Genomic DNA, 24170 nt, shown 5'->3' with positions numbered 1-24170 from the left:
TGGTCCCCGCCATGCAGGCCGGGCCGCTGATCAGTGGCGGCAGACTGGTGGCGCTCGCCCCTGGGCACGACCTGATGATCGATCTTTACTGGCATCACTGGGCGCAGGAGCCCGAGCCGCTCGCGACGATCAGCGCACTGGTCATGGCAGCGGCGCGGCGAAGCCTGGTTCAGCCGGTGCCAGGGGATGCGCGCGCCAGTTGACGGAGCGTTGCGACGCGCCGACGCGATGCTTTGCGTCGACTCTTCTGGTCGCCGTGATCCTGCCGCTCGTCGCCGGCATTTTTTAGGAGGCAGTAGACGCGATCAGGATGGTCGCAGCGCTGCCTGCGACTGGCGTGATCCAGGCAGTGATCGCGTCACTGCGACAACTGCGATCACCGGCGACGTTGTGGGCTTCGGCGTGGCCGGCTTGTCGACCGTTTCACTGCACGAACGGTCTTTCAAACAGTGACGCACAATGTACCGCCAAGGCGTCGTCAATCTGGCGATCGGGAGCTAGCCGATATCGCGCGGCGCCGAACAATGTCAGTATTAATTGCGAGTTTGCCGCCAATTTTGACGTCAACTTCGCCTTCGTCCATCGGCGCTTTCAGCCTCTTCACGGCCATCGTCACTCTTGGTCACGCTCAGGATCTTCGTGATTCGCAAGGCTGCGGCTTGTAACGTCGGTACGAACAGTGTCATGTCTTCGAGCGACTTTCGCGCCTTCGGTGCAGAAATGCTCAAACACGCAATGACGTGCCCATTGCGGGCTGTGATCGGCACCGCTGCGCCAACGACACCAATAGCGAACTCTGAGTCGTTGGTCGCATAGCCCTGTTTGCGGACCGTATCGATTTCCTGTCTTAACCGATCCGGGTCGACAATCGTGTAAGGAGTAATTGGTTCCCAAGGACCGCTCAACATATAAGCGTTGAGTTGCTTCTGATCCATGTTGGCGAGGAACACTCGGCCGCTGGACGTGCAGTGTAAAGGCGTACGATGCCCCTTCTGGAAATTGAGTGTCAGAGGCGAGTTGCCGATTGCGCTATCGACGTAGACCACCTCCGAACCGCGCATGACGCCAAGACTCACGGTCTCGGAAGTCCGCCTTGAAAGCTCCATGAGAAGTGCGTGGACGGGGCCGTGCGAAAACGCAGTGGTGAGTATGTTGATCGCGAGCTCCAGTAATCGCGGACCAACCTGATAGCGCCCGCGTTCGATGCCGTGCTCGAGAAAGCCGAGTTCCTCAAGATTGCTCACGAGACGGTGAGCCGTCGTCTTAGGGATGCCGAGTGCAGTGATGATATCCACGGTCGACACCCGTCCCAGTTGAGCCGTCATCTCGATGATGTGGAAGGCTCTCTCGGTAGGGGAGGCCTCGGGTTCTGCCATTTTCGGAACGGGGGTTTCAACCTTGCGCATGGTTGCCTTACGTCGTTTGCCAGACGTCTACGCCTGGTAAGAGACTGGCTGATGTGAGATAGGGACGCGTAAGGATACATGAATCAACTGGGTCGCGACGTCGTCGCGCTGCGCCCGCCCGCATACCAACTTACGGCACCGCTGCTTGCTATGCGGATCGGCAAGTTAATTCGCGCGAGTGCTGTTGATGGAAATTGCCCCATCTTTGGTCGACCCGAAGACCGCCTCCTGCTGGCTCCATCGTTCGAGCCCTTTTCGTATTGCCCGATTGCCGCAACTATCTTTCGGGGTCCCTTCTGACAATTGGTTCCGAATTATGGAACAAAAGTGTCATCCGGTGCGCGCGGTTGGCTAAGGGTTTTCCATACGGTTACACGGGACTGACAAGGCTGGCTTGACGAAAATATGCGGATAATCAAAAGGATGTCGCGACAGGCCGAGGCAATAACCTGTATCGCTGAGGCTCTGTCTAGGTGTTTATATGTCCTTGACAATGGAATTATGAGGACCAAAAATTGGGACAAGTGTAGTGCGTTATGTCGCGCTCGCCTTCACCACATCAATGAGAGAAAAGCATGGACGTACGAGCAGCCGTGGCCCTGAAGTCGGGGGCTCCTCTGAGCATAGAGACAGTGCAACTTGCCGGTCCGCGTGCGGGGGAAGTGCTAATTGAAATCAAGGCGACCGGCGTCTGTCATACCGACGCCTTCACGCTGTCGGGAGATGACCCCGAAGGAATGTTTCCGGCCATCCTCGGCCACGAGGGAGCGGGTGTTGTGGTCGAGGTAGGCGATGGGGTTAAGTCGCTCAAGCCTGGTGACCACGTTATTCCGCTTTACACGCCCGAATGTCGTCAGTGCGAGTTCTGTCTGTCGCGCAAGACGAATCTGTGTCAGGCAATTCGCTCGACTCAGGGGCGTGGATTGATGCCCGACGGCACCAGCCGCTTCACGCTGAACGGTGAGCCTGTCCTGCACTACATGGGAACATCGACTTTCGCCAACTACACGGTCGTCCCGGAAATCGCCCTTGCGAAGATCCGGGAAGACGCGCCGTTCGACAAGGTCTGTTACATCGGTTGCGGCGTAACAACCGGAATTGGCGCGGTGCTCTATACGGCAAAAGTTGAGGTCGGATCGAGAGTCATTGTATTTGGTCTTGGCGGCATTGGCTTGAACGTCATTCAGGGCGCGCGACTTGCCGGCGCCGACATGATTGTCGGCGTTGACATTAATCCTGTGCGCAAGGCGCTGGCCGAGAAATTCGGCATGACGCACTTCGTGAATCCCAAGGAAATTGATGGCGACGTCGTCCAGTACCTGATCGGCCTGACCGGAGGCGGTGCGGACTATACCTTCGAGTGCGTCGGAAACACGACGCTGATGCGCCAGGCCTTGGAGGCCTGCCATAAGGGTTGGGGCGTCAGTACTGTGATCGGCGTTGCTGGCGCGGGCCGGGAGATTTCGACTCGCCCGTTCCAGCTCGTGACCGGTCGGGTCTGGAGAGGATCGGCCTTCGGTGGCGCGCGAGGCCGCACGGACGTTCCGAAGATCGTCGATTGGTACATGGAAGGCAAGATCAACATCGATGACCTGATCACGCACGTCATGCCGCTGGAGCGCATCAATGAGGCGTTCGATCTCATGCGCGAGGGCAAGTCGATCCGCTCCGTCGTCACGTTCTAAGGCATTTTCTCCCACCCCAAACGACAAAACAGGAACTCACATGATCAAACTCTACGATTTCGAGTTGTCCGGTAGTTGCTACAAGATCCGCTTGCTGGCCAACATTCTCGGTGTGCAATACAAGCCAGTTTCGGTCGACTTCGTGCGCAAGGAACACAAGACGGAGAAGTACACGGCGCTCAATCCGTTCGGCGAAATACCGATTTTCGAGGACGGCGAGCTGCGTCTGCGTGACGCGCAGGCGATCATGGTCTATCTGGCTAGTAAATACGACAAAAGCGGCACGTGGTATCCCAATACTCCCGAATCCATGGGCCGGGTCAATCAATGGCTTTCCACTGGCGGCGGCGAACTCATGAACGCTGCCGGTGCCCGACTCGTGAAGATCCTGGGCTACCCGCTTGACCTCGAGAAACTTCAGGCTGGTGCCAACCGTGTTTTCAAGATCCTCGACGATCAGCTTGCGAGTCGCGACTGGCTTGAACTGGATCATCCGACCATTGGCGATATCGCGTGCTTTCCCTACGCCGCGCTCGCTGGCGAGGGCGGCATCGATCTGAAGCCCTATCCGAACGTGCTCGCATGGATCGAGCGCATCAAGAAGCTTCCGGGATTCATCGCCATGCCCGGAATGTAGGTCAGTGCGCCGCGAGGTCAATGTGCCCCGCCTCGCGGCCAATCACCATCGCCGCGGTTATTTGATCTTTTGAGCTAGCAGGGCAGTCATGAATCCCGAACTCCTGTCGAGTTTCCAGTGCTTCGACGGCACTCAGAGTGTCTATCGGCATCGTTCTATCGCGTTGCACTGCCACATGCGGTTCGCCATTTACCTTCCGCCAATGTCTGGAATCGAGCGAGTGCCAGCGCTGTTCTGGCTGTCGGGACTCACCTGCACCGAGCAGAACTTCATCACGAAAGCGGGGGCACAGCGTGCCGCAAGTGCCTTAGGGTTAGCCATCATCGCACCCGATACGAGTCCGCGTGGGCCCCGTGTGCCGGATGACGAGGCATACGATTTCGGGTGCGGTGCCAGCTTCTATGTCGATGCAACGCAGGCACCTTGGTCGGTCAACTACAGGATGTACTCGTACATCGTTGACGAACTGCCACGCCTTATCACCAAGTATCTTCCTATCGACGCGGCGCGGATCGGCATTGCGGGGCATTCCATGGGCGGGAACGGCGCATTGACCATTGCGCTGAGAAATCCAACCCTGTTCCGCACTGTTTCCGCATTTTCGCCTGTTTCCGCTCCGACTCAATGTGAGTGGGGGAAAAAGGCGTTCTCTGGATACCTCGGGAATAACGAAGTGGAATGGAAAAAGTACGACGCCGTCGAGTTGATAGCCGACCGAGCGTGGCGCGGCCCTGACATCCTCGTCGACCAGGGCGCGTCGGACGAATTCCTGCATTCGCAACTCAAGCCTGAGTTGTTGCAGGGAGCTGCCGAGCGCGCCGATGTGCCGTTGCGGTTGCGCGTACACGCCGGCTACGACCACAGCTACTACTTCGTGTCGACGTTTATCGATGAGCATCTGGAGCATCACGCGCGCCATCTGGGCGTGGGCGGATGAGCGATTAATTGCAACGATATCTCGGGCCGGGGTGGTCCGGCCGATTGTTCCGAAACGGGGTGCATCATGAAGCGTACTCGACTCTCCACCTGGATTCTCGCGGGGCTTGTCACCGGTCTGATTGTTGGGGCGCTCGTCCATTCTGCGACCGGATCGACCGAACTCAACAAACAGATCGCTGGCTACCTGTCCATGCTGACGGACGTTTTCCTGCGACTAATCAAGATGATCATTGCACCGCTTGTTTTTACGGGTGTCATCGCGGGTATGGGGCATACCGACAGTCCCGGAGAGGTCGGCCGCATCGGGGGGCGAGCCATTCTTTGGTTCGTGGCTGCGTCGATCCTCTCGCTGGTGCTCGGATTGCTGCTCTCGAATGCACTCGGTCTTGGAATCGGCGTCGAACTGCCGCATAGCGCGACGGGATCGGGCGTTACCACCGAGGCCTTTAATTTGCGAAACTTCGTTTCTCATATTGTCCCGCAGAGTATTTTCCTCGCGATGTCTCAGAACGACATCATCGCGATTCTCGTGTTCGCTGTTTTCTTCGGCTTTGCAATTTCGACCCTTCGTGAACGTGAACCGGCCCTTGCTGGGCTGAGTTCGACGATTGAAGGTGCCTTTAAAGTCATGCTGAAGGTGACCGATTACGTAATGCGCTTTGCGCCACTGGGCGTTTTCGCTGCGGTAGCTTCCGTGGTTACTTTGCAGGGTTTGGGGGTGCTCAGCGTCTACGGTAAATTCATTGGCAGCGTCTATGGCGGGATGATTATCCTATGCCTGATTCTGACCGGCATCGGTTTTCTTTTCATCGGCCCGGACGTGTTCCGCCTGCTGGGATTGGTCAAGGAGCCCATGCTTATCGCGTTCTCAACCTCGAGCAGCGAAGCGACCTTTCCGAAGATGCTTGAGCAGCTCGAGAAGTTCGGAATATCGAACAAGATTGCTGCATTCATTCTTCCTCTCGCTTACTCCTTCAATGCAGATGGCTCCATGATGTACCAGGCGTTCGCAACGGTGTTTTTGTTGCAGGCCTACGGCATTCACGTGAGCTTCGTTGGGCAGATCGGGATGCTTTTTGTCATGCTGATTTCAAGCAAGGGTATCGCCGGCGTTCCGCGTGCATCGATCGTGGTAGTAGCTGCCACGCTCCCGCTTTTCGGCGTCCCGGCTGAAGGAATTGTGCTTCTTCTAGCGGCCGACACGTTCGTTGACATGGGGCGAACCGTCACCAACGTAGTTGGAAACAGCATCGCGTCGGCAGTGATTGCCAGATGGGAGCTCCGCCGCGCAAGCGACGCCGTACCGGCATCCGCCAATCCCGCTCAGATTCACCGGTAGATTTTTTGAAGAGAAACACTATGAATGCCGACCAGCTCACTACTATTCGACGCCAATTTCCTGTTACCAAACGCATGTTGTATCTGGACTCTGCGCATCAGACGCCGATGCCCACCAGTGTGCGTGAGGCGCTCGAGGAATTCATTGCAGAAGGCCATCAGATGGCTGGCCCAAAACCTGTCTGGTTGCGTCGTGTGGAACAGGCACGCGCGCGCGTTGCGGCTTTTCTGAATGCGACTTCCAGCGAAATTGCATTTACGAAAAATACTTCGGAGGGCCTGAACATTGCCGCAAATGCAGTGCCGCTGCAGGCTGGCGACAACGTCGTACTGATCGAGGGGGACCATCCAAACAATGCGTACGCATGGCTGAACATGAAACGCAAGGGCATTGAAGTCCGATTCGCAAAACTGCGGGATGGCGAGATTGCCAATGCCCAGACGTTTGCTCCATACATTGACGAGCGGACGAAGGTCGTGACGCTCTCCCACGTGAGCTTTCATGCAGGGCAAGTGCACGACTTGGCCAGCATCGGCAAGTTGTGCAAGGAGCGCGGGGTCTACCTCGTTGTTGACGCGATGCAGTCGGTTGGTGTGATCCCGATCGACGTCAAGGCGCTTGGTGTCTCCGTGCTAGCCGCAGGGACGCACAAGGGGCTTCTCGTACCCCAAGGGCTCGGCATTCTGTACGTTGCCGACGGGTTGGATGAACTGCAACCTGCATATCTGGCGATGTCGAGCATGGCGCGTCCGCCTTCCGACTACATCGCTCGGCCAGACGACCTTGATGTGAGAAAAGACGCCGGGCGATTCGAGTTCGGAAATGTCAATCTTCCGGATCTGCATGCACTATCCGCGTCGCTCGAGATGATCGAAGACGTCGGCGTGGCTGCTATCCAGCAACATGTGACGGCGCTGGGAGACTGCCTGATCGAACATCTCGACCGTCTTGGCGTCAGGCTCGTAGGGCCACGCGACCGTGGTCAACGCAATCATATCTATGTCCTCGGGCTGCCGGTCGAAACGTGGGCGACCTATTTCGCCCGCAATGACGTGCGTGTGTCACCGGAACGTGGTGGCATCCGCGTCTCGTTTGCATTGTTCAACAGTGCCGACGACGTCGACCGTTTTGCGGAAATCGTTCGCAACGGCCTCAAGGAGGGCTCGCTGGCAAAGTTTGCAAACATGGATTAATGGAAGAGGGCAGCGACGGATCGGTGGGATGGATCGTCATTACCCAGTCCGGGCAAGAGCTTGCGGTTCCATGATTAAAGGATGCAGGTTCGATTTCAAAGTGCTGGATTGGAGGCGGTGGAATTGCGAGTTCGAAGGCGGGATTGTTTTCTATAACTGACGATCATTTCTGAATGGGTGCATTGATGAAGAAGATGTTTCTTGTGGCTATTTCCCTTGCGATCGCTTGCGTTTCGGGCGTCGCCTCCGCTGACGATTGGTCGACGATCAGGTTTGGCGTTGATCCAACTTCTCCGCCATTCGAATCAAAGACGCCAAGTGGCACTTTGGTCGGATTTGATATCGATCTTGGGACGGAGATATGTACGCGTTTGCATGCGAAATGTGTATGGGTGGAAAATGAATTTGATGGTCTGATTCCCGCGCTTGCGGCGAGAAAATTCGATGCAATTCTGTCTTCGATGTCAATGACGGAAAAGCGACGCCAGCAGATAGATTTTTCCTCCAGGCTGTATAAGACCCCAAATCGCCTGGTTGTGCGAAAAGGTTCAGGTCTGGAGCCGACCCCCACGTCATTAAAGGGTAAAAAAATCGGGGTTCAACAAGGCTCCATCCAGGAAACGTACGCAAAGAAATATTGGGAACCAGCGGGTGCAATTGTCGTGTCCTATCAAATCCAGGATCAGGTCTACGCCGATTTGATTTCCGGGAGGCTTGATGGAGTATTTCAGGATGCGGTGACGACAGAATATGGCCTTCTGAAGACGCAGAATGGAAAGAATTTCGAATTTTCTGGCGGGGACATCTATTCGAGTAATGGGGCGGGAATCGGTTTAAGAAAGAGTGACGCTGATCTGGAAAATAAAATAAATAAAGCGATTGAGGGAATGCTGGCTGATGGGACTTATTCTAGACTCGCAAAGAAATATTTCGAGTTTGATCCATACGGTAGCTGATGGTACTTGGGTGCGTTGTGGCAATGCAAGGACGTGTGTTCGCCTGCGTAATGAGCTTTCTTGCGACGAGGTGCTGCCGGCTGCCATTTGCGAATGCGTAGTGACACTTCGCGTCGAGCGCGGTGACGGTACTTGATGGTAAAACGTTGAGTACCGTGTGTCGTACTCTTCCGTTTCAAGAGAATACTGAAAAGTGGTGAGTATCTATGAAGAAGCATAAAATCCCCCTAGTCTCGCCCGCAGTTGGGACCCAACGCGAGGTGGTGGCATTGACGTTTGGCAAACCAGCTGAGAAGAAGGTGTATCTTCAATCATCGTTGCACGCCGACGAGATCCCTGCAATGTTGGTGAGCGTAATGCTCCAGAAACGTCTCCATGAATTGGAGAGTTCGGGAAATATAAGAGGAGAGATCACACTTGTACCAGTGGCCAACCCGATCAGCCTGAATCAGCATCTGCTCGGGCAATTTCTCGGCTGTTTCGAGATGAATACTTCCCGAAACTTTAATCGCCAGTTCTATCCATTAAGGCACCTGGTGCCCAAGATCGAGCCGTTGCTTTCCAATGACAAGGCGAGCAATATGCTTTTAATTCGATCAGTTCTCCGGGAAGGCATAGACCTTGAAGTTCCCAGGACGGAATTCGATTCGCTACAGTTGACGCTTTTGAAACTGGCCTGTGACGCGGATATCGTCCTGGATCTTCACTGCTCACTCGAGGCTGACGTTCATATCTACACAAATATTGCAGGATGGTCTCAGATAGAGCCTCTTGCCAGATATCTTGGTTCTACCACACAGCTTTTGGGAAATGAATTCGAGGGAGGGACCTTCGACGAGACGATTGGTAGCTTCTGGTCCGAACTCCGCAATCAATGCGGCATTTCGAAAGCCGTCCCTGAAGGTGCGGTAGCTGCTACGGTGGAGCTCAGAGGCGAGCGAGACGTATCTTATGCCTTTGCCGGAAACGACGCCGATGCGATCATAAATTATCTGACGTACCAGGGCGTGATTGAGGGGGAGGTAAAGCCGTTGCCGCCCTTGCCGCACTCGGCGACCCTGTGGGCCTCGCGAGAGGAGTACCACGCTCCTCATAGTGGCATAGTCGTTTATCTCGCAAAAGTTGGCGTTCTCGTAGATGAGGGGGATCCTCTGTTCGATATCGTTGATCCCTTGGATGAGAGGGTCACCACAGTAAAGAGCAGAACTAGAGGTGTCTTCTACATGCGCCGTGCCATCCGGTTTGCAACGGCTGGAGCGGAAATTGGACGGGTAACGGGAAGGGCGGCAGTTTAGCTCAGACGATAAAGTTGGAGACCGAGTATGTTCTTACAAGGCTATGGCCCGATAATTCTCGCTGGCACTTCGCAGACCATCAAGTTGTCACTGTTGTCGCTCACGTTGTCGTTCGTGCTCGGACTGCTCGGAGCGGCAGCGAAACTGTCTAGGAACCGCTTCACATTTGGCGTCGGTACGGCCTACACGACGCTTGTTCGGGGCGTGCCTGATCTCGTGCTGATGCTGCTGCTCTTCTATAGCCTGCAGATCTGGCTAAACCAAGTGACTGACGCGTTGGCCTTGAATCAGATTGACATCGACCCCTTCGGGGCGGGCGTGTTTGTGCTCGGCTTCATTTACGGTGCATATTTCACGGAAACGTTTCGGGGTGCGTTTCTGTCCGTCCCGCGTGGTCAGCTCGAGGCCGGCAGTGCGTACGGCATGTCCGGTTGGCAGGTTTTCTCGCGAATCATGTTTCCTCAGATGATGCGCTTTGCGTTGCCCGGCATTGGAAACAACTGGCAGGTGCTTGTCAAATCGACAGCGCTCGTGTCGATAATCGGGCTTGTTGATGTCGTGAAGGCGTCTCAGGATGCAGGCAAGGGCACTCTGCGATTTTTCTTCTTCACCCTGATCGCGGGAGCGATTTATCTCCTTATTACGACGCTCTCGAATCTTTGTTTGATCTGGCTCGAGAAGCGATATTCGACTGGCGTCCGGAGAGCAGAACTATGATCGAAGTTATTCAGGAGTACTGGCGCAACTATCTATATAGCGATGGATACCGCTTCACTGGCGTTATTATTACATTGTGGCTCCTCGTCGTGTCGGTAGGAATCGGCTTTTGTCTGTCCGTACCGCTTGCCGTGGCACGAGTGTCAAAGCGGAAATGGCTTTCCAGAATGGTTTGGCTCTACACATATGCATTCCGCGGCACGCCACTCTACTTGCAACTGCTGCTTTGCTACACGGGGCTCTACAGCCTGCAGGTCATCCGCGGTGAGCCGCTTCTAGACGAGTTCTTCCGGAGCGGGATGAATTGCACGCTGCTCGCATTCGCGCTGAATACCTGCGCGTATACAACCGAGATCTTTGCGGGCGCAATCAAGGCGGCGTCGTTTGGCGAAATCGAAGCCGCGAGAGCGTACGGGATGAGCACGCTTACGATGTATCGGCGGGTGATTCTGCCATCTGCATTGCGTCGCTCTCTGCCCCTATACAGTAACGAGGTAATCGTGATGCTGCACTCGACGTCTGTCGCATTTACAGCAACGGTACCGGACCTCCTTAAGATTGCGCGCGATGTGAATTCGGAAACGTACATGTCATTCGAGGCGTTCGGCACAGCGGCGCTTCTTTACCTGGCGATCTCATTTGCTCTGGTTGGGATGTTCCGTCGCGCCGAGCATCACTGGCTTGCCTATCTTCGCCCACAGGGCACGTGATTTACGAACCACACCATGAACACTCAGATTCACAAGGTATTTGTCGAAGAACTGCATAAGCAGTACGGTAGCGTCGAAGTGCTAAAGGGCGTTTCACTGCGCGCGAACGCGGGCGACGTGATCAGCGTCATCGGGTCATCCGGCTCGGGAAAAAGCACGATGCTTCGTTGTATCAATTTCCTGGAGCAGCCCAACGCGGGACGCATCTTCGTCGACGGTGAGGAAGTGCGAACTCATAGAGACAAGACGGGCACACTCAAGGCGACGGACACTGGGCAACTGCGCAGTGTGCGCACGAAGCTCGCGATGGTGTTCCAGCACTTCAATCTGTGGGCGCATATGAATGTTCTCGAAAACGTGATGGAAGCGCCGGTGCACGTGTTAGGGCTCTCACGGCGCGAAGCGGAGGAGCGGGCGCGAGAGTATCTCGAAAAGGTCGGACTAGCGCCGCGCACGGAGAAGCAGTATCCGTCGCATCTCTCGGGAGGGCAGCAGCAGCGGGTCGCGATAGCGCGGGCGCTTGCGATGCATCCAGACGTGATGCTGTTCGACGAGCCGACGTCGGCACTCGACCCGGAACTCGTCGGCGAAGTGCTGAAGGTCATGCAGAGATTGGCTGGAGAAGGCCGCACGATGATTGTCGTCACGCACGAAATGGGCTTCGCGCGAAACGTATCGAACCACGTGCTGTTCTTGCATCAGGGGCGCGTCGAAGAAGAGGGGGCGCCGGCGGAGGTTTTCGGTAATACGCGGACTGAGCGCCTGAAGCAATTCCTGTCGGGCAGCCTGAAGTAAGCTCCGCAGGCTGCGCATCATGCCTTGCGAACGCGTCTCGGCCCCCTCCGTATTGCACCTCGTGAGGCGTAATCGAGGGGAAGAAAAGAGGTTGGATGCAGTAGTGGTATCCAGTGCGTTGCTGCGATCGCTTCGGCGAGAAGCGCTCGCCGCAGTGGCAGTACATCGCAGATTCAGGAAGCCCGCAATCGCGCTTCCTTAGACCGTTTAGTGGTAGCACACCGTGGTGACCATGTATCCCGACAAAATCGACGCTCGCATTCTCGACCTTGTGCAACGCAACAATCGTCTGACCAGCGAAGAGCTCGGAGAAAAGGTGGGGTTGTCCGCAACCGGGGTCCAGCGTCGACTGAAGCGGCTGCGATCAGAAGGGGTAATTGAAGCAGACGTATCAATCGTGTCGCCCAAAGCGATCGGTCGGAATGTGACAATGCTGGTCCTCGTCTCCTTGGAGCGCGAACGAGCCGACATCGTTGATCGCTTCAAGCAGGCGATCTGCAACACGACTGAGGTAATGAGCGGTTTCTACGTTACCGGCGATGCGGACTTTGTTCTGGTGGTGACGGCGAACAATATGGAAGACTATGAACTCTTTACCAGACGCTTTTTCTACGAAAATGCGGACATAAAGTCGTTCAAGACGATGGTCGTGATGGATCGCGTTAAGGCAGGCTTCACTCTGCCGGTACCGACAATCGCGGCGGGTTAGCAACTCGATCTGTATCGCTCGTAGTAAGCGCCTTGACGTCGTTCGACATCAAGGCGCTGCGTCTTGCGAATGCCCGGATACCTAGACGTGTGCTAACTCCTTCGCGAGTTCGTTTGCAACCTGGATTACGGCCTGCCTGGTAATTCCTACGATATCGTCAATCTCCGGCTTGGTGATCGTTAGTGGAGGCGCGAATCCGAGGATGTCACCGTGCGGCATCGCACGTGCAATCAAACCTCGATCGCGAGCCGCCTTCGACACTCGCGCCCCGACTTTCAGTTGCGGGTCGAAGCGTTGCTTCGTGGCCGGATTTGCAACGAATTCGACGGCAGCCATAAGACCGACACCACGAACCTCACCGACGATCGGCGAATCGCTAAACGCATCCTGCAGAGCCATTTGGAGATATCCGCCGACGGTGGCGGCATTGCCGGGGATGTCCTCGCGTTCAACGATGTCGAGGACTGCGTTTGCTGCGGCCACGCCGATCGGATGGCCAGAGTATGTATAGCCATGCGAGAATGCACCGACCTTCTGTGCACCAGCGTCGAGCACTTCATAAACCTTCTTGCCGACGATACATGCCGACAGCGGTGCATAGGCCGCCGTGAGGCCCTTCGCAACGGTGATCAGGTCAGGTTCGATCGCGTACTTTTGCGACCCGAACATGGCTCCGGTGCGACCGAAACCTGTGATCACTTCGTCCGCGATCAGCAGAACATCGTATTTCGCCAGAACCGGCTGGATCGCTTCCCAGTAGCCTTCCGGCGGAGGCGTGATGCCGCCCGTCCCGAGCACAGGTTCAGCGATGAAGGCGCCGACCGTTTCCGGACCTTCCCGAAGAATCAGATCCTCCAGTTCGCGCGCACGACGCGCCGAGAAGTCCAGCTCCGTCTCGCCCAGCTCCGCGCCCCAATAATGGTGAGGCACGCCCGTTCGCAAGATGCCCCGGATCGGCAGATCCATGTAGTCGTGATAGAAACTCATACCCGTCATCGAGCCCGACACGACCGAACACCCGTGATAGCCGCGCTCACGAGCGATGATCTTCTTTTTCTTCGGCAATCCGCGAAGATTGTTGTAATACCAGACAAGCTTCGCCTGCGTTTCGTTCGCGTCGGAGCCGGAGAGGCCGTAGAACACCTTGCTCATCTTGCCTGGTGCCATCTTGACGAGTCGCTCAGACAGCTTGGCAAGCTCCTCGGTCGTATGTGCGGCGTACGTATGGTAATAGGCGAGTTTGTATGCCTGGCGTGCAATCGCTTCGGCCACTTCTTCGCGGCCGTAACCAATATTGACGCAGTAAAGTCCTGCGAATCCGTCGATATACTCACGGCCTTCGGCGTCGCGAATGCGGATTCCTTTGCCGCCTTCAATGATCGTGGGATCTCCGGCTTTCCCGGCGGCGAAGTCGTGAAGCTGTGTGAATGGATGGAGAACCGAGTTGCGATCCATTTCCGAAATCGTTTTGATATCCATACTCATCTCCTTAATCTTTCAGGTTTCCGAAACAGGTGTACTTCTGTTCCATGTAATCAGCCATGCCGTAGCGCGATCCTTCTCGCCCAAGGCCCGACTGCTTCCAGCCCCCGAACGGAATCGGCGCGCCCGTGAACTTCGGCGTATTGACGGCCACCATCCCGTATTCCAGGTGATCAGACATACGCATCGCGCGATTCAGGCTGCTCGTGTAGACATACGCAGCAAGGCCGTATTCGGAATTGTTCGCGCGTAACAGGACTTCGGCTTCGGTATCAAACGGCAGGATGGCGGCTACTGGGCCGAACGTCTCCTCGTTCGCAATATCCATGTCGTCTGCCACGTCAGCCAAAATGGTCGGAGGTACGAATTGGTCGCCGAGCGAAGAATAGCGTCCTCCCAACACGACGCGTGCTCCCGCACTGACTGCCTGGCCAATCTGGTCGCGACATTTCGCTGACACGGATCGGCGGGTCATCGGGCCGATATCGGAACTGGGATCCAGGCCATGTCCCACCTTCAGTTCCTTTACTGCGTCTGAAAACCTTTCCACGAATTTCGCGTAGATTGATCGCTGCACATAGATTCTGTTTGCTGCGAGACAATCCTGTCCGGACGTCGCAAACTTGGCGCCCACACAGCCGTTGATCGCGGCGTCAAGAGACGCGTCATCGAATACGATGAATGGCGCGTGGCCGCCCAGTTCCATCGATACCTTTTTTACAGTTTCCGCCGAATGACGCAGCAGGATTCGACCCACTTCGGTTGAACCGGTAAAGCTGAACGACCGAACTTTGGGCGCTTCAAGAAGGCGCATTGACAGATCGACCGCGTCGCCGTTAATGACCTGAAACACGCCCGCCGGCATGCCCGCTTCATCAGCCAGTTTTGCAATAGCAAGCGCTGATAGCGGTGTTTCGGGTGCGGGCTTGACGATCATTGTGCAACCCGCTGCGAGCGCGGCACCTGCTTTTCGCGTAATCATCGCGATCGGGAAATTCCAAGGCGTAACCGCCGCCGTTACACCGATTGCTTGCCAGGTGACCGACAAACGGCTAGCCGCAAGGTGACTGGGGATGGTTTCCCCGTATGTGCGCTCACCTTCAGCTGCGAACCAGTCGAGAAAATTTGCCGCGTACTCGACCTCGCTGCGCGATTCTTTGATGGGCTTACCTTGCTCCGATGTGATGATTACGGAGAGGTCTTCGGAATTGCTCCGCAGCAGCGCAGCCCATCGCCGAAGGATCGCCCCACGCGCTGCTGGCGGAAGTTCTCGCCAGTCTTCGAATGCATCCTGCGCGGCGTCAACCGCGGCGTCCGCTGTGTACCCAGAAAGCATGTCGATCTGGGCAATTACGTCGCCGGTCGCGGGGTCAATAACGCCCATCTTCGCATGGCCTGTTTCCCATGAACCGTTCACATACGACCGGTGTTCGACCAAGTCTGCGCGACTCAGGGAAGCCAGCGCATTTCTTGCCAACTCTTTCACGGTTTTATCCTCACACGCTCGTCTATTGATTTGAATATCGTAGCTTCGAAGCTCAGCCGAAAACCCGCATTTGGATCGGCCTTACCGTCGCTTTTCAGCAATGTTTTCACGGCTACGCAGTTTTTCGACGAGACGATGGATTGCTGACGCTCAGGATTCGCGTAGCCAAGTCCCGCGCGAGTGCCCGGGAGAGGGCTCTTGGTTCGGGCCTAGCCTATTGAACCAATGAGATTGCACCGATCTAAAGAAGGTGCATGGGGAAAAATGGATCGTAGTGGTGCCGAACGGGAAGGACTGCTGTCGATGCAGCGCGACCGAACAATAGCCATTGGCTAGGTTAGACGAGCGAGGCTGATCCTGCTGATCGACGAAGGGCGCCTCGCGTGTGACGATCATGAACGAATTGCGATTCATCGCGATCTGGCAGACCCGCTTCTCCAGTGAGCGTCTTGCGGGCCTGTACGGCAGGCACCTAGTATCCCGTTCCATTGTTAACTGGGCTATGTGCGCGTAGCATGACGGCATCACCGGAACGGGAGACGCCGACATGTCGATGGGACGACCGAAGGCGAGAGGAGCGTTCGCAACTGACTTCGATAGCGCGTTCGCGCTCGATTTCGGCGGCGCTGGTGACACGTGCGCGCATCGTGCTGGCAGCTGCTGCCGGGGAGCCCAACAGCGCAATTGCCCAGCGCCTACAACTCACGCGTGCCACGGTGGGCAAGTGGCGTATGCGGTTTCTGGAGCATCGCATCAACGGGCTGTATGACGAAGTACGTCCCGGCAAGCCACGCACGATTGACGACGAGCGGCTGGCCCAACTGATTCACAAGACCCTGCACACCAAGCCTGCGGATGGCTCCACGCACTGGAGCGTGCGCTCGATCGCCGCCGAAACAGCCATCTCGCCGACGAGTGTGCACCGATACTTCAAGCTGCTGGGCCTGCAACCGCATCGCACTGAAAGCTTCAAGCTCTCGACCGATCAATTCTTCATCGAGAAGTTGCGCGATGTGGTCGGCCTGTATCTCAGCCCACCGGAGAATGCGCTGGTCCTGTGCGTGGACGAGAAGAGCCAATGCCAGGCGCTCGAACGCACGCAACCCATGTTGCCGATGGGTTTCGGCTACGTCGAAGGTGTCACGCACGATTACGTTCGTCACGGCACCACCACGCTGTTCGCCGCCCTGAACGTGCTCAATGGCGCGGTACTCGCCACCTGCAAGCCGCGTCACCGGCATCAGGAATTCCTGTCGTTCCTGCGCGAAATCGACAAGGCAGTGCCGGCCGAGCTCGACGTGCACTGCATCGTCGACAACTATGGCAGTCACAAGCATCCGAAGGTCAAGGCGTGGCTGGCAGCCCGTCCCCGCTGGCACATGCATTTCATTCCCACCTACAGTTCGTGGCTTAAACAGGTCGAACGCTTCTTCGCGCTGATCACCGACAAGGCCATCCGGCGCGGTTCGTTCGGTTCGGTCAGGCAACTGATCAGACGCATCGATCAATTCGTGTCCCACTACAACGAAAATTGCAAACCATTCACGTGGACCGCCTCCGCTGATTCCATCCTCGCCAAGCTACAAAGACTTTGTTCGCGAATCAGCGGAACGGGATACTAGGTCGTGCGCCGCAAACTGGCCAATGGCTCGACGCACTGGAGCAGCCGCACGCTGGTCGGGCAGTTGGGCTTGCCACCGGCAAGGCGAATTTGCGCAATTGCACAGATTGAACTGGTAGAGCTGGCCCGTTGGGATCCGATTGAATTTTTCCTTTGAGCGCCTGGGAATGACGAGGCGGCTCGACGAATGGGTGGTCGACGCGACGATCGCCGCATTGCGCCGCAATCCTGCGCTCCGACTCGGCTGTAATGTGTCCGCGCATAGCGCCACACTCGATGCGTGGTGGACACCCATCGTCTCACAGCTGCATGCAGACAGATGCCTTGCTTCGAGGCTGACGATCGAGATTACGGAAACAGCCGCAATGACTTTGACGACAGAGGCACGGCACTTCGTCAGGACGCTCCAGGCTCTCGGCTGCCAGATGGCACTGGATGACCTGGGAAAGGCCACAACAATCTGATCGCCCTGACCGGGCTTGGCGTTGATATCGTCAAGATCGATCTGCGTTGCCTCCGACAGGAGGAAGGCGGCACCCGAAATCCCTTGGGTCTGCGTCCGCTTATCCAGTTCGCGAAGACTTACGCGGCGAGCGTCATCGTCGAAGGCATCGAGACTGAGGACGACGCGCAACAGGCGCGGGAGTGCGGGGCGACCTGCCTTCAGGGCTATCTCTATTCCGGTCACTCCGCACCAGACATCGTTGCGGAACGTGGATGAAAGGGTTTTCATGAAAGTGGGCGCGATGTTGAACATGGTCGAGCTGGAGACGTTTGCCGCAGTGGTCGAACATCGCAGTTTCACGCAGGCGGCGGTCGCGCTGAATATCTCCTCTGCTGCAACGACGCGCCGCGTCAAGCGGCTCGAACGGTCGGTCAGGGCGCTGCTGCTGCTCCGCGAACCGACGGTGATACCGACGAAAGCGGGCGAAGACGTGTTTCGTCATTTCATGGTGGTCCGGCTTCAGGAGGATGATCTGCTCCGGCGTGTCACGCCGGGGAGGACGTCGACAACAGCGCTTGCCCTTGCCGTCAACACCGATTCGCTTGCCACCTGGTTCGAGCCAGTCACGCGTGAGCTGGCGCAACACCATGTGGCGCTTGAGATCGTCGTGGACGACCAGGACCATACGCTCGAGGCGCAGGACCAAATGAAAGATGCTGGCGCAGAGCGGACTGTTGCCGAGCAATTCCATTCGCTCGTCATTTAAGCATTCCCGACCATAGGGGACTTACTTATCCTGCCGCCCTTATTGCGGCACAAACCGACCGGATCTTCGTATGCAGAGTATCTCCGTCGCGTATCTCGCGGCAAATCCATTGCGTGTGCGAAATCAACGAGGTAACCCAAAATCCGTCGACCGGTCTCTGAACAAGGTCTTACCTGCGATCGCTCCGGTTTTATCTCGACAAAGTCGATTCGCTTACTGCGATTACCAGAACCCTTCCGATCCGATGCCTAATTGACCAAGCGCCGGATTGGTCGCAACGGTTCATAACCGCACACCCCGTTGGCGCTGTTTAGTAGCCCCTCGGGAGTCTTTTTGAAACCGGTTCTGGACGACTACGTTGGCACACCCTTATGAACGGGAAGACATACCTTGATCGTGGTGCCGTTTCCCGGCGAACTGACAAGATTGATTTGACCACCCAGCATCAGGACGCGCTCCTCCATCCCCGCCAGCCCGAACGATATCTTTCTGGTCGCTAGAGGATCGAATCCTTTTCCGTCATCCCGCACTTCCAGCAGACAGGTATCCGGCGTTCGCTCGAGCGTGATGGTGACCTGCGTGGCCGCAGCGTGACGGGCAACATTGGTCAGCGCCTCCTGGGCGACGCGAAATAGCACGATAGCGCGGTCCTCGCTCAGCACGAGAGTCTCGTCCTGCAAGCGGAGGCGACACACCGTGCACGGATTGCGGTTGAATTCGGCAGCGAGCCACTCGAGCGCAGCCACAATGCCTGCGTCGAGTGCAGCAGGGCGTAGCGACGCGATGACGCCCCGGACAACGTGCATGGTGGTGTCCACCAGGGAGGTCAATGCGCGGGCCTGTTCGACGAGCTGGGGGTGGCCGTCGCCAAACCGCATAGCTAATACCGACGCCCCCATTCGAAGCGCGGTGAGGTGTTGCCCCAGTTCGTCGTGCATTTCCCGCGCAATGTGCTTGCGCTCTTCCTCCCGAGCCGTCTCGCGACGGGAGGCGAGCTCCCGCAGCATCTCGTAGGACTCGCGCAAGCGGTCTTCCGCTTCCTTGCGGTCCGTCAGATCCAGCACGAAAGCGACACCCTCGTTTCCGCCTTCGAACGTCGCGGCGCCGATCAGCACGGGCACGCGGCTGCCGTCTTTCCGGAAGTACTCCTTTTCGAACGGTTCCAGGCGCCCAGTCACTTTCTGTTGTGGTATCCATTGACTCAGGTCACGGGCGAGCCATTCCGGTGGCGTGAGGTCCATCCAGCGTAACCGGCCCGCCATGAGGTCCTCGCGGTCGTAACCCACGATGCGCAGAAACGCGTCGTTGGCCTCGAGAACGTGACCTTCGAGATCCCATATGAAAATACCGATGATGTTGGCGTCGACGAGGCGCCGGATCTTCCCTTCGCGTTGTTCGAGTTCGCGGTACAAGCGGGTATTCTCGAGCGAAGTCGCCGCCTGGGAAGCAAGGAGCCGAAGCACCGCAATCCGGGCCGGCGCAAAGACGCGCGTGGTCAGATTGTTTTCGAGGTATAGCGCACCGATGAGCTTCGCCTGATTCATCAGGGGCAGGCAGAGAATGGAACGGGCGGGTTGCCCACGGACGTAGGGATCCGAAGCAAACGGGGGCTCGGCTGCGGCATCGTCGAGAATGACGCTCTCCCGGGTGCGCAGGACATAGTGAAGGACCGACTCCGGCAGAACCGTGGCGGTGACGGGCTCGTCGTACAGCTGCACGTTGAACGTGTCGCCGCTCGTCGTAGCTTCTGCGGCGATACGCTGCTCACCGGAGCGTGGCAGAATCAAGAGGCCGCGCTCGGCGCCGGCCTGTTCAATCGCCGTGTGCATGAGCGTCTTGATCAGCTTGTCCAGCACGATCTCGCCCGACACAGCCTGCGACACCCTGATCACAGTGGCGAGGTCGAGGTGTTCAACCGTCGTCGCCATTGTGCTCGTCGGGGCGGGCTCGGACTTTCCAGTCCTAAGGTGCGGATTCGCTTCCTCAAGTTGCCGTACCTTCCCGTCGGCTCCCCAACGCAGGTAGCAGTAGCAGGCGTCCTGCAAATACACACGGGCAATTTTCTCAAAACCGTGTGCCGCGTAGAAGCGGGACGCGAGTTCATTGGCGAGCGCCTCATTGTGAATAAAGCCGTTTGCCTGGGCCGAGTGAATAGCGTGTTCGTACAGACGCTCAGCATCGAAATTGCACCCCTCCATGCGGGCGAGCTCCGCACCGACCAGCGCGGCGCGGTTCTCGAAATTCTCCGGACAGTTTTCCGCCCAGATCTCCAGTTGCCTATGATGCGCAGCCACAGCGTCCAGGTGCTGCTGTCGGTCCTCGGCTGGTGCGCAGTCGCACCAGGCGGCTCGGGCCAGTGCGGCGTAAAAGTGATAGTCGGCATCCTCGAGGTGCGCGGATGAGATCCAGAGCAGCCGTTGCCCCTTCGATGCGGCGTCCATGGCCGCCGCATAGTCGCCGGCCGTATAGCGCGCCTGCAATTTCCGAATCCAGTACCCACACGCAGCCAGCTTCAAGGCCGGATTGCTGGACAAATGCTGTTCGATACGAAGCTCATTGAACTGCCCGTCGTCAAGGCAGCCGAATTTCAGCGTCAAGCCACGGAGCATCCGGATCAATGCGAGCCGCGCTGCGAAGATGTCGATGACGAGGCCGAAGCGCGCCTTCTCGACGAACGCGAGGCCACGTTCGGCTTCGCCTTGCACCTCGGGCAGAGGATCGCCGGCGAAGAGCAGGTCCGAGTTGAGACCGTCGCACGCATAGGCTGCATGCGTGAGGTCTCCGATCCGGTTCGCCGCGTCGAACGCGCGGCGCAGCAGATCACAGCAAGCCCGCACGTGTTTCATCCAGGGTACGACGAAAACCGCGAAGCAAAGATAGGTGCTCGCCTCGAAGCGTTTTAGTCCGTGTCGTTCGGCCAGCTCGTAGCCGAGCTGGCCGAACCGGAATCCGGCCTGGTAGTCGCCGAAACGCGGTCCGGCGATCCTGGCGAGCATGACATAGGCGACGCATGAGGCATCGCAGTTGCCGACTTCGAGGCTTAGACTGACCGCCTTGCAGTTCGCCAGGGAAGCCAGGTTCGCATCGGTAAAAATGGCCGGCGGCAAGAGCTTACTCAGAAGCGCGACGGTCGCGAGGGAGGCCGGGTCCTTCATCAGTGGCAGGTCGACGAGATCCTCGATGGCCCGACCCCGAAGCAGTGACCAGACGCGCTCGTATTCGCGTTGTACCTCATCGTCTTGCGGATGGGGTGACCACTCAATACCGACAAGCCGAAGGTAGTCAAGACCCACAGCGACCGCGCGGCCGCTCTGATCGAGGGTCGTGCAGACATCCATGTGCAGGCATGCAATCTGGGCTTGTTCGACCGTTGTCGTGACGCGACTTGACAGCGCCGCCAATCGCTCCTCTGCGATCGATAACTGGCCGGTGAGGAATTCGCATTCGGCCCGGCTCAGCTCCAGTGCAAAGATCAGCTCATGCCGTCGCACCCAGCAATCCTCCGCCAGCTGCGCCGCACCAGCGACGAGATAGGCGAGCGCCGCGGCGTAGGCGGTGGCCCCCTTGGCGCGCTTGCCTGCGATCAGGTTGAACTCGGCGAGCTGGTCCCGTTCCTCCTGGTCGGTGATCAGCGCGGCGCCGCGGTTGAGCTGACTGACGATGTCGAAGATCGCCTCCTCCCGCTTCTCGGGAGGTGTGTGTGCCGCGAGCAAGCGACCGATCCGGAGGTGGCCCTCGGCGCGTGAGGCTTGCGGGATCAGCGAATAGGCGGCTTCCTGAATCCTGTCGTGAACAAACCTGTAGGAGCCCTCCAGCCGCTCGACCAGTTCCTGACGAAGTGCCTCCCACAGCGCCGCATGGGCCTGCTTTGTCGAAGTTCCGAGAACGATCGCAAGCATCGCGATCGCGGCAACGTTGCCGAGGCAGGCGAACTGCTGCAACGCCTGCTGCGTGTCGACCGGCAGGCGGGCCAGCTTGCCGACCATCAGGTCGACGACATTCTCGGTATAACCCTTGGCATGGATGCGATCGAGATCCCAGCACCAGCACGCCGCCTCATGATCGAAGGTGAGTAAGTCCTCTTCGGCGAGCGCGTACAGAAACTGGATCACGAAGAATGGATTGCCGGCGGTCTTCGCATGTACCAGCTGCGCCAGCAGCGCGGCGCGTTCCGGCTCGCCGTGAAGGGCATCCGCAATCAACTGCTCCAAGTGCTCGCGACCGAGCGGCGCGAGTGTGAGCTCCTGCACCTGCGCTCCTGCTTGGCGGATCGCATCGAGCTTGCGCGTCAACGGATGAGCGGCGTCGACTTCATTGTCGCGATACGCGCCGATCAGCATGAGATGCTGCAGGTTCGACCGGGTCAGCAGATCCTCCAGCAGATCGAGTGTCGCCGGGTCGAGCCATTGCAGATCGTCGAGAAACAGCGCCAGCGGACGTTCGGGTCGGGCAAACACGCCGATGAAGCGCCGGAACACGAGCTGGAACCGGCTGTATGCCTGCTGCGGCTCAAGCTCCGGGACGGGCGGCGGGTCTCCGATGATGAGCTTCAGTTCGGGGACGAGCTCGGTCATGAGCCGCGCATTGGGCTCCAGCGCTTCCAGAAGGGCATCACGCCAGCTCGCCAGCTCTGTGTCTCGCTTGCCAAGCAGCGGCCGCACCAGGCCTTGAAAAGCCTGCACCAGCGTCGAATAGGGGATGTCGCGCTTGTACTGATCGAACTTGCCGGAGGCGAAGAGCCCGCGCGACGGCACCAGCACCTTGTGCAGTTCATTGACGACAGAAGACTTGCCGATGCCGGAATAGCCGGAGACGAGCACCAGTTCGGGCGCGCCGCGCTTGACGACCCGATCGAACGCGGCAACCAGGGTATCGACCTCGCGTGCTCGCCCATACAGCTTTTCAGGGATCAGCAGCCGGTCGGGCGTGTCGTGTTCGCCCACCGGGAAGGCATCGATGCGGTGCTGACGCTCCCAATCGGCCAGGCAGCGTCGCAGGTCGCGCTCGACGCCGGCGGCGGTCTGGTAGCGCTCCTCGGCGGTCTTGGCGAGCAGCTTCATGACAATGTGGGAGAGCGGAGCCGGGACCGTCTCCACCCGTTCGCTGGGCGGCACCGGCTTTCGGGCGATATGGCAGTGCACCCATTCCATGGGGTCGGCGGCCGTAAACGGCAACGCGCCGGTGAGCATCTGGTAGAGCGTGACGCCAAACGAATAGAGATCGCTGCGCGAATCCATCGAGCGGTTCATCCGTCCGGTCTGCTCGGGCGCCATGTAGGCGAGCGTGCCAGCGATGGTCTCAGGCGGCTCGGGCGGCTGCCGCTCGCGCGGCAGCCGCGAGGCAATGCCGAACCCGGTGAGTCGCACCTGTCCGTCCGCGCAGTTCACCAGGACATGGGCGGGCTTGAGGTCCTTGTGGACGAGGCCGCGCTGGTGGAGCTTGCCCAGCGCCGCGGCGATGCCGACGGCGTGGCCTACAACACGCCCTACCTCCATGGGCGCGCCGAGCAGCCGCTCGAGTGGCTCACCGCCCGGATCCTCGAGGACCAGCAGGGTCCGGCCGCCTTCGCTCACCAGCGCCAGCGGTCGTACTGCCCACGCGCCGTCCAGTTCATCCTTCAGTCCAAATTCGTGAGCGAGGCGATCCAGGCTGACGGGTGATGGGTGCTCGGCGGCCGGCCGCGCAATCAGTACGTTGTCGCCGCCATCGTCCTGGCGCCGCCCTCGACAGAAGATGCGCTCGTCATCCTCCCACAAGATGTGGAGGCTGTTACCCATCGGCGCCGGAACCATAGGAGGGGGGGTCATCTGCCGCCCGCTGCAGTCATGGTCAGACTGCTGTTTGTCATTGGGTTAAGGAGGGGACCCCAACATGCGCCCGTCTCAACTCGCAGGGTGCACTGGAAAATCAGATTACAACACGGCATCGCCATGGTCAGCAAGGCGCGCAGCAGAAGTCAAGCATCAGCGTACACCTTGGACACCCCCGG

General features: G+C 58.1%; 16 protein-coding genes and 3 pseudogenes. 14 read left to right on the top strand and 5 right to left on the bottom strand.

The window, feature by feature from the left end; all coding sequences use genetic code 11:
* Positions 1 to 203: pseudogene (locus tag F6X42_RS25395) on the top strand (HTH-type transcriptional regulator ArgP); the annotation flags it as partial.
* A gap of 360 nt (positions 204 to 563) precedes the next feature.
* Here the strand turns inward: F6X42_RS25395 and F6X42_RS25390 are convergent.
* Entirely contained in the window at positions 564 to 1406 is an 843-nt protein-coding gene (locus F6X42_RS25390; protein ID WP_187636820.1) for an IclR family transcriptional regulator, read from the bottom strand.
* A gap of 575 nt (positions 1407 to 1981) precedes the next feature.
* On the opposite strand from F6X42_RS25390, the gene F6X42_RS25385 reads away from it, so the two are divergent.
* From F6X42_RS25385 to F6X42_RS25335, 11 genes are all read left to right on the top strand, one after another.
* Positions 1982 to 3091 (top strand): S-(hydroxymethyl)glutathione dehydrogenase/class III alcohol dehydrogenase, encoded by a 1110-nt coding sequence (locus tag F6X42_RS25385; RefSeq protein ID WP_187636819.1) that lies wholly within the window; start codon positions 1982 to 1984, stop codon positions 3089 to 3091.
* A gap of 40 nt (positions 3092 to 3131) precedes the next feature.
* Positions 3132 to 3728 carry a glutathione S-transferase family protein gene (locus F6X42_RS25380; RefSeq protein WP_187636818.1) on the top strand — a complete coding sequence of 199 codons (597 nt, stop codon included), beginning with the start codon at positions 3132 to 3134 and terminating at the stop codon, positions 3726 to 3728.
* 88 nt (positions 3729 to 3816) lie between these two features.
* The gene (gene fghA, locus F6X42_RS25375) at positions 3817 to 4665 is read left to right on the top strand and encodes an S-formylglutathione hydrolase (RefSeq protein WP_187636817.1); all 849 of its coding nucleotides are present in this window, start codon (positions 3817 to 3819) and stop codon (positions 4663 to 4665) included.
* 66 nt (positions 4666 to 4731) lie between these two features.
* Positions 4732 to 6006, top strand: a complete 1275-nt coding sequence (locus F6X42_RS25370; protein WP_187636816.1) for a dicarboxylate/amino acid:cation symporter — start codon at positions 4732 to 4734, stop codon at positions 6004 to 6006.
* Positions 6007 to 6026: 20 nt separating this feature from the next.
* The gene (locus tag F6X42_RS25365; RefSeq protein WP_187636815.1) at positions 6027 to 7199 is read left to right on the top strand and encodes an aminotransferase class V-fold PLP-dependent enzyme; all 1173 of its coding nucleotides are present in this window, start codon (positions 6027 to 6029) and stop codon (positions 7197 to 7199) included.
* A gap of 185 nt (positions 7200 to 7384) precedes the next feature.
* Positions 7385 to 8155 carry an ABC transporter substrate-binding protein gene (locus tag F6X42_RS25360; RefSeq protein WP_187636824.1) on the top strand — a complete coding sequence of 257 codons (771 nt, stop codon included), beginning with the start codon at positions 7385 to 7387 and terminating at the stop codon, positions 8153 to 8155.
* A 206-nt stretch (positions 8156 to 8361) separates the two neighbouring features.
* Positions 8362 to 9450, top strand: a complete 1089-nt coding sequence (locus F6X42_RS25355) for a succinylglutamate desuccinylase/aspartoacylase family protein (protein WP_187636814.1) — start codon at positions 8362 to 8364, stop codon at positions 9448 to 9450.
* Positions 9451 to 9477: 27 nt separating this feature from the next.
* Entirely contained in the window at positions 9478 to 10167 is a 690-nt protein-coding gene (locus tag F6X42_RS25350) for an ABC transporter permease (protein WP_187636813.1), read from the top strand.
* Positions 10164 to 10877, top strand: coding sequence for an ABC transporter permease (locus F6X42_RS25345; protein ID WP_187636812.1), 714 nt, complete (start codon positions 10164 to 10166; stop codon positions 10875 to 10877). The genes F6X42_RS25350 and F6X42_RS25345 overlap by 4 nt, the downstream gene beginning before the upstream one ends.
* Positions 10878 to 10892: 15 nt before the next feature.
* Entirely contained in the window at positions 10893 to 11672 is a 780-nt protein-coding gene (locus F6X42_RS25340; RefSeq protein WP_187636811.1) for an ABC transporter ATP-binding protein, read from the top strand.
* A gap of 232 nt (positions 11673 to 11904) precedes the next feature.
* Complete coding sequence (locus F6X42_RS25335; protein ID WP_187636810.1) at positions 11905 to 12381, top strand: Lrp/AsnC family transcriptional regulator; 477 nt, start codon at positions 11905 to 11907, stop codon at positions 12379 to 12381.
* A gap of 81 nt (positions 12382 to 12462) precedes the next feature.
* On the opposite strand, the gene F6X42_RS25330 is transcribed toward F6X42_RS25335, so the two are convergent.
* Together F6X42_RS25330 and F6X42_RS25325 are read right to left on the bottom strand one after the other, a co-directional pair.
* On the bottom strand, positions 12463 to 13866 hold the full coding sequence (locus F6X42_RS25330) for an aminotransferase (RefSeq protein WP_187636809.1): 1404 nt from the start codon (positions 13864 to 13866) through the stop codon (positions 12463 to 12465).
* A gap of 4 nt (positions 13867 to 13870) precedes the next feature.
* Entirely contained in the window at positions 13871 to 15349 is a 1479-nt protein-coding gene (locus F6X42_RS25325; RefSeq protein WP_187636808.1) for an NAD-dependent succinate-semialdehyde dehydrogenase, read from the bottom strand.
* Between the two features lie 547 nt (positions 15350 to 15896).
* Here F6X42_RS25325 and F6X42_RS25320 point away from each other — a divergent pair.
* Positions 15897 to 16971: pseudogene (locus tag F6X42_RS25320) on the top strand (IS630 family transposase).
* Here the strand turns inward: F6X42_RS25320 and F6X42_RS46430 are convergent.
* On the bottom strand, positions 16930 to 17727 hold the full coding sequence (locus F6X42_RS46430; protein ID WP_246530209.1) for a hypothetical protein: 798 nt from the start codon (positions 17725 to 17727) through the stop codon (positions 16930 to 16932). The pseudogene F6X42_RS25320 and the gene F6X42_RS46430 sit on opposite strands and share 42 nt — an antisense overlap.
* Here F6X42_RS46430 and F6X42_RS25300 point away from each other — a divergent pair.
* Positions 17717 to 18112: pseudogene (locus tag F6X42_RS25300) on the top strand (LysR family transcriptional regulator); the annotation flags it as partial. The gene F6X42_RS46430 and the pseudogene F6X42_RS25300 overlap by 11 nt on opposite strands.
* Before the next feature lie 422 nt (positions 18113 to 18534).
* Here the strand turns inward: F6X42_RS25300 and F6X42_RS25295 are convergent.
* Positions 18535 to 23958, bottom strand: a complete 5424-nt coding sequence (locus tag F6X42_RS25295; RefSeq protein ID WP_187636804.1) for an AAA family ATPase — start codon at positions 23956 to 23958, stop codon at positions 18535 to 18537.
* Between the last annotated feature and the right edge of the window lie 212 nt (positions 23959 to 24170).

The sequence above is a fragment of the Paraburkholderia podalyriae genome (genome assembly GCF_014397785.1).
Taxonomy (GTDB): Bacteria; Pseudomonadota; Gammaproteobacteria; order Burkholderiales; family Burkholderiaceae; genus Paraburkholderia; species Paraburkholderia podalyriae.
The sequence above is the reverse complement of the archived record's forward strand: the minus strand, read 5'-3'. Positions and strand labels throughout refer to the sequence as shown.

Coding starts and splice junctions, on each gene's coding strand:
- F6X42_RS25390 (WP_187636820.1), bottom strand. CDS start 1,406: ATGCGCAAGGTTGAAACCCCCGTTCCGAAAATGGCAGAACCCGAGGCC.
- F6X42_RS25295 (WP_187636804.1), bottom strand. CDS start 23,958: ATGGGTAACAGCCTCCACATCTTGTGGGAGGATGACGAGCGCATCTTC.
- F6X42_RS25365 (WP_187636815.1), top strand. CDS start 6,027: ATGAATGCCGACCAGCTCACTACTATTCGACGCCAATTTCCTGTTACC.
- F6X42_RS25360 (WP_187636824.1), top strand. CDS start 7,385: ATGAAGAAGATGTTTCTTGTGGCTATTTCCCTTGCGATCGCTTGCGTT.
- F6X42_RS25370 (WP_187636816.1), top strand. CDS start 4,732: ATGAAGCGTACTCGACTCTCCACCTGGATTCTCGCGGGGCTTGTCACC.
- F6X42_RS25335 (WP_187636810.1), top strand. CDS start 11,905: ATGTATCCCGACAAAATCGACGCTCGCATTCTCGACCTTGTGCAACGC.
- F6X42_RS46430 (WP_246530209.1), bottom strand. CDS start 17,727: ATGTTCAACATCGCGCCCACTTTCATGAAAACCCTTTCATCCACGTTC.
- F6X42_RS25385 (WP_187636819.1), top strand. CDS start 1,982: ATGGACGTACGAGCAGCCGTGGCCCTGAAGTCGGGGGCTCCTCTGAGC.
- F6X42_RS25330 (WP_187636809.1), bottom strand. CDS start 13,866: ATGAGTATGGATATCAAAACGATTTCGGAAATGGATCGCAACTCGGTT.
- F6X42_RS25340 (WP_187636811.1), top strand. CDS start 10,893: ATGAACACTCAGATTCACAAGGTATTTGTCGAAGAACTGCATAAGCAG.
- F6X42_RS25350 (WP_187636813.1), top strand. CDS start 9,478: ATGTTCTTACAAGGCTATGGCCCGATAATTCTCGCTGGCACTTCGCAG.
- F6X42_RS25345 (WP_187636812.1), top strand. CDS start 10,164: ATGATCGAAGTTATTCAGGAGTACTGGCGCAACTATCTATATAGCGAT.
- F6X42_RS25355 (WP_187636814.1), top strand. CDS start 8,362: ATGAAGAAGCATAAAATCCCCCTAGTCTCGCCCGCAGTTGGGACCCAA.
- F6X42_RS25380 (WP_187636818.1), top strand. CDS start 3,132: ATGATCAAACTCTACGATTTCGAGTTGTCCGGTAGTTGCTACAAGATC.
- fghA (WP_187636817.1), top strand. CDS start 3,817: ATGAATCCCGAACTCCTGTCGAGTTTCCAGTGCTTCGACGGCACTCAG.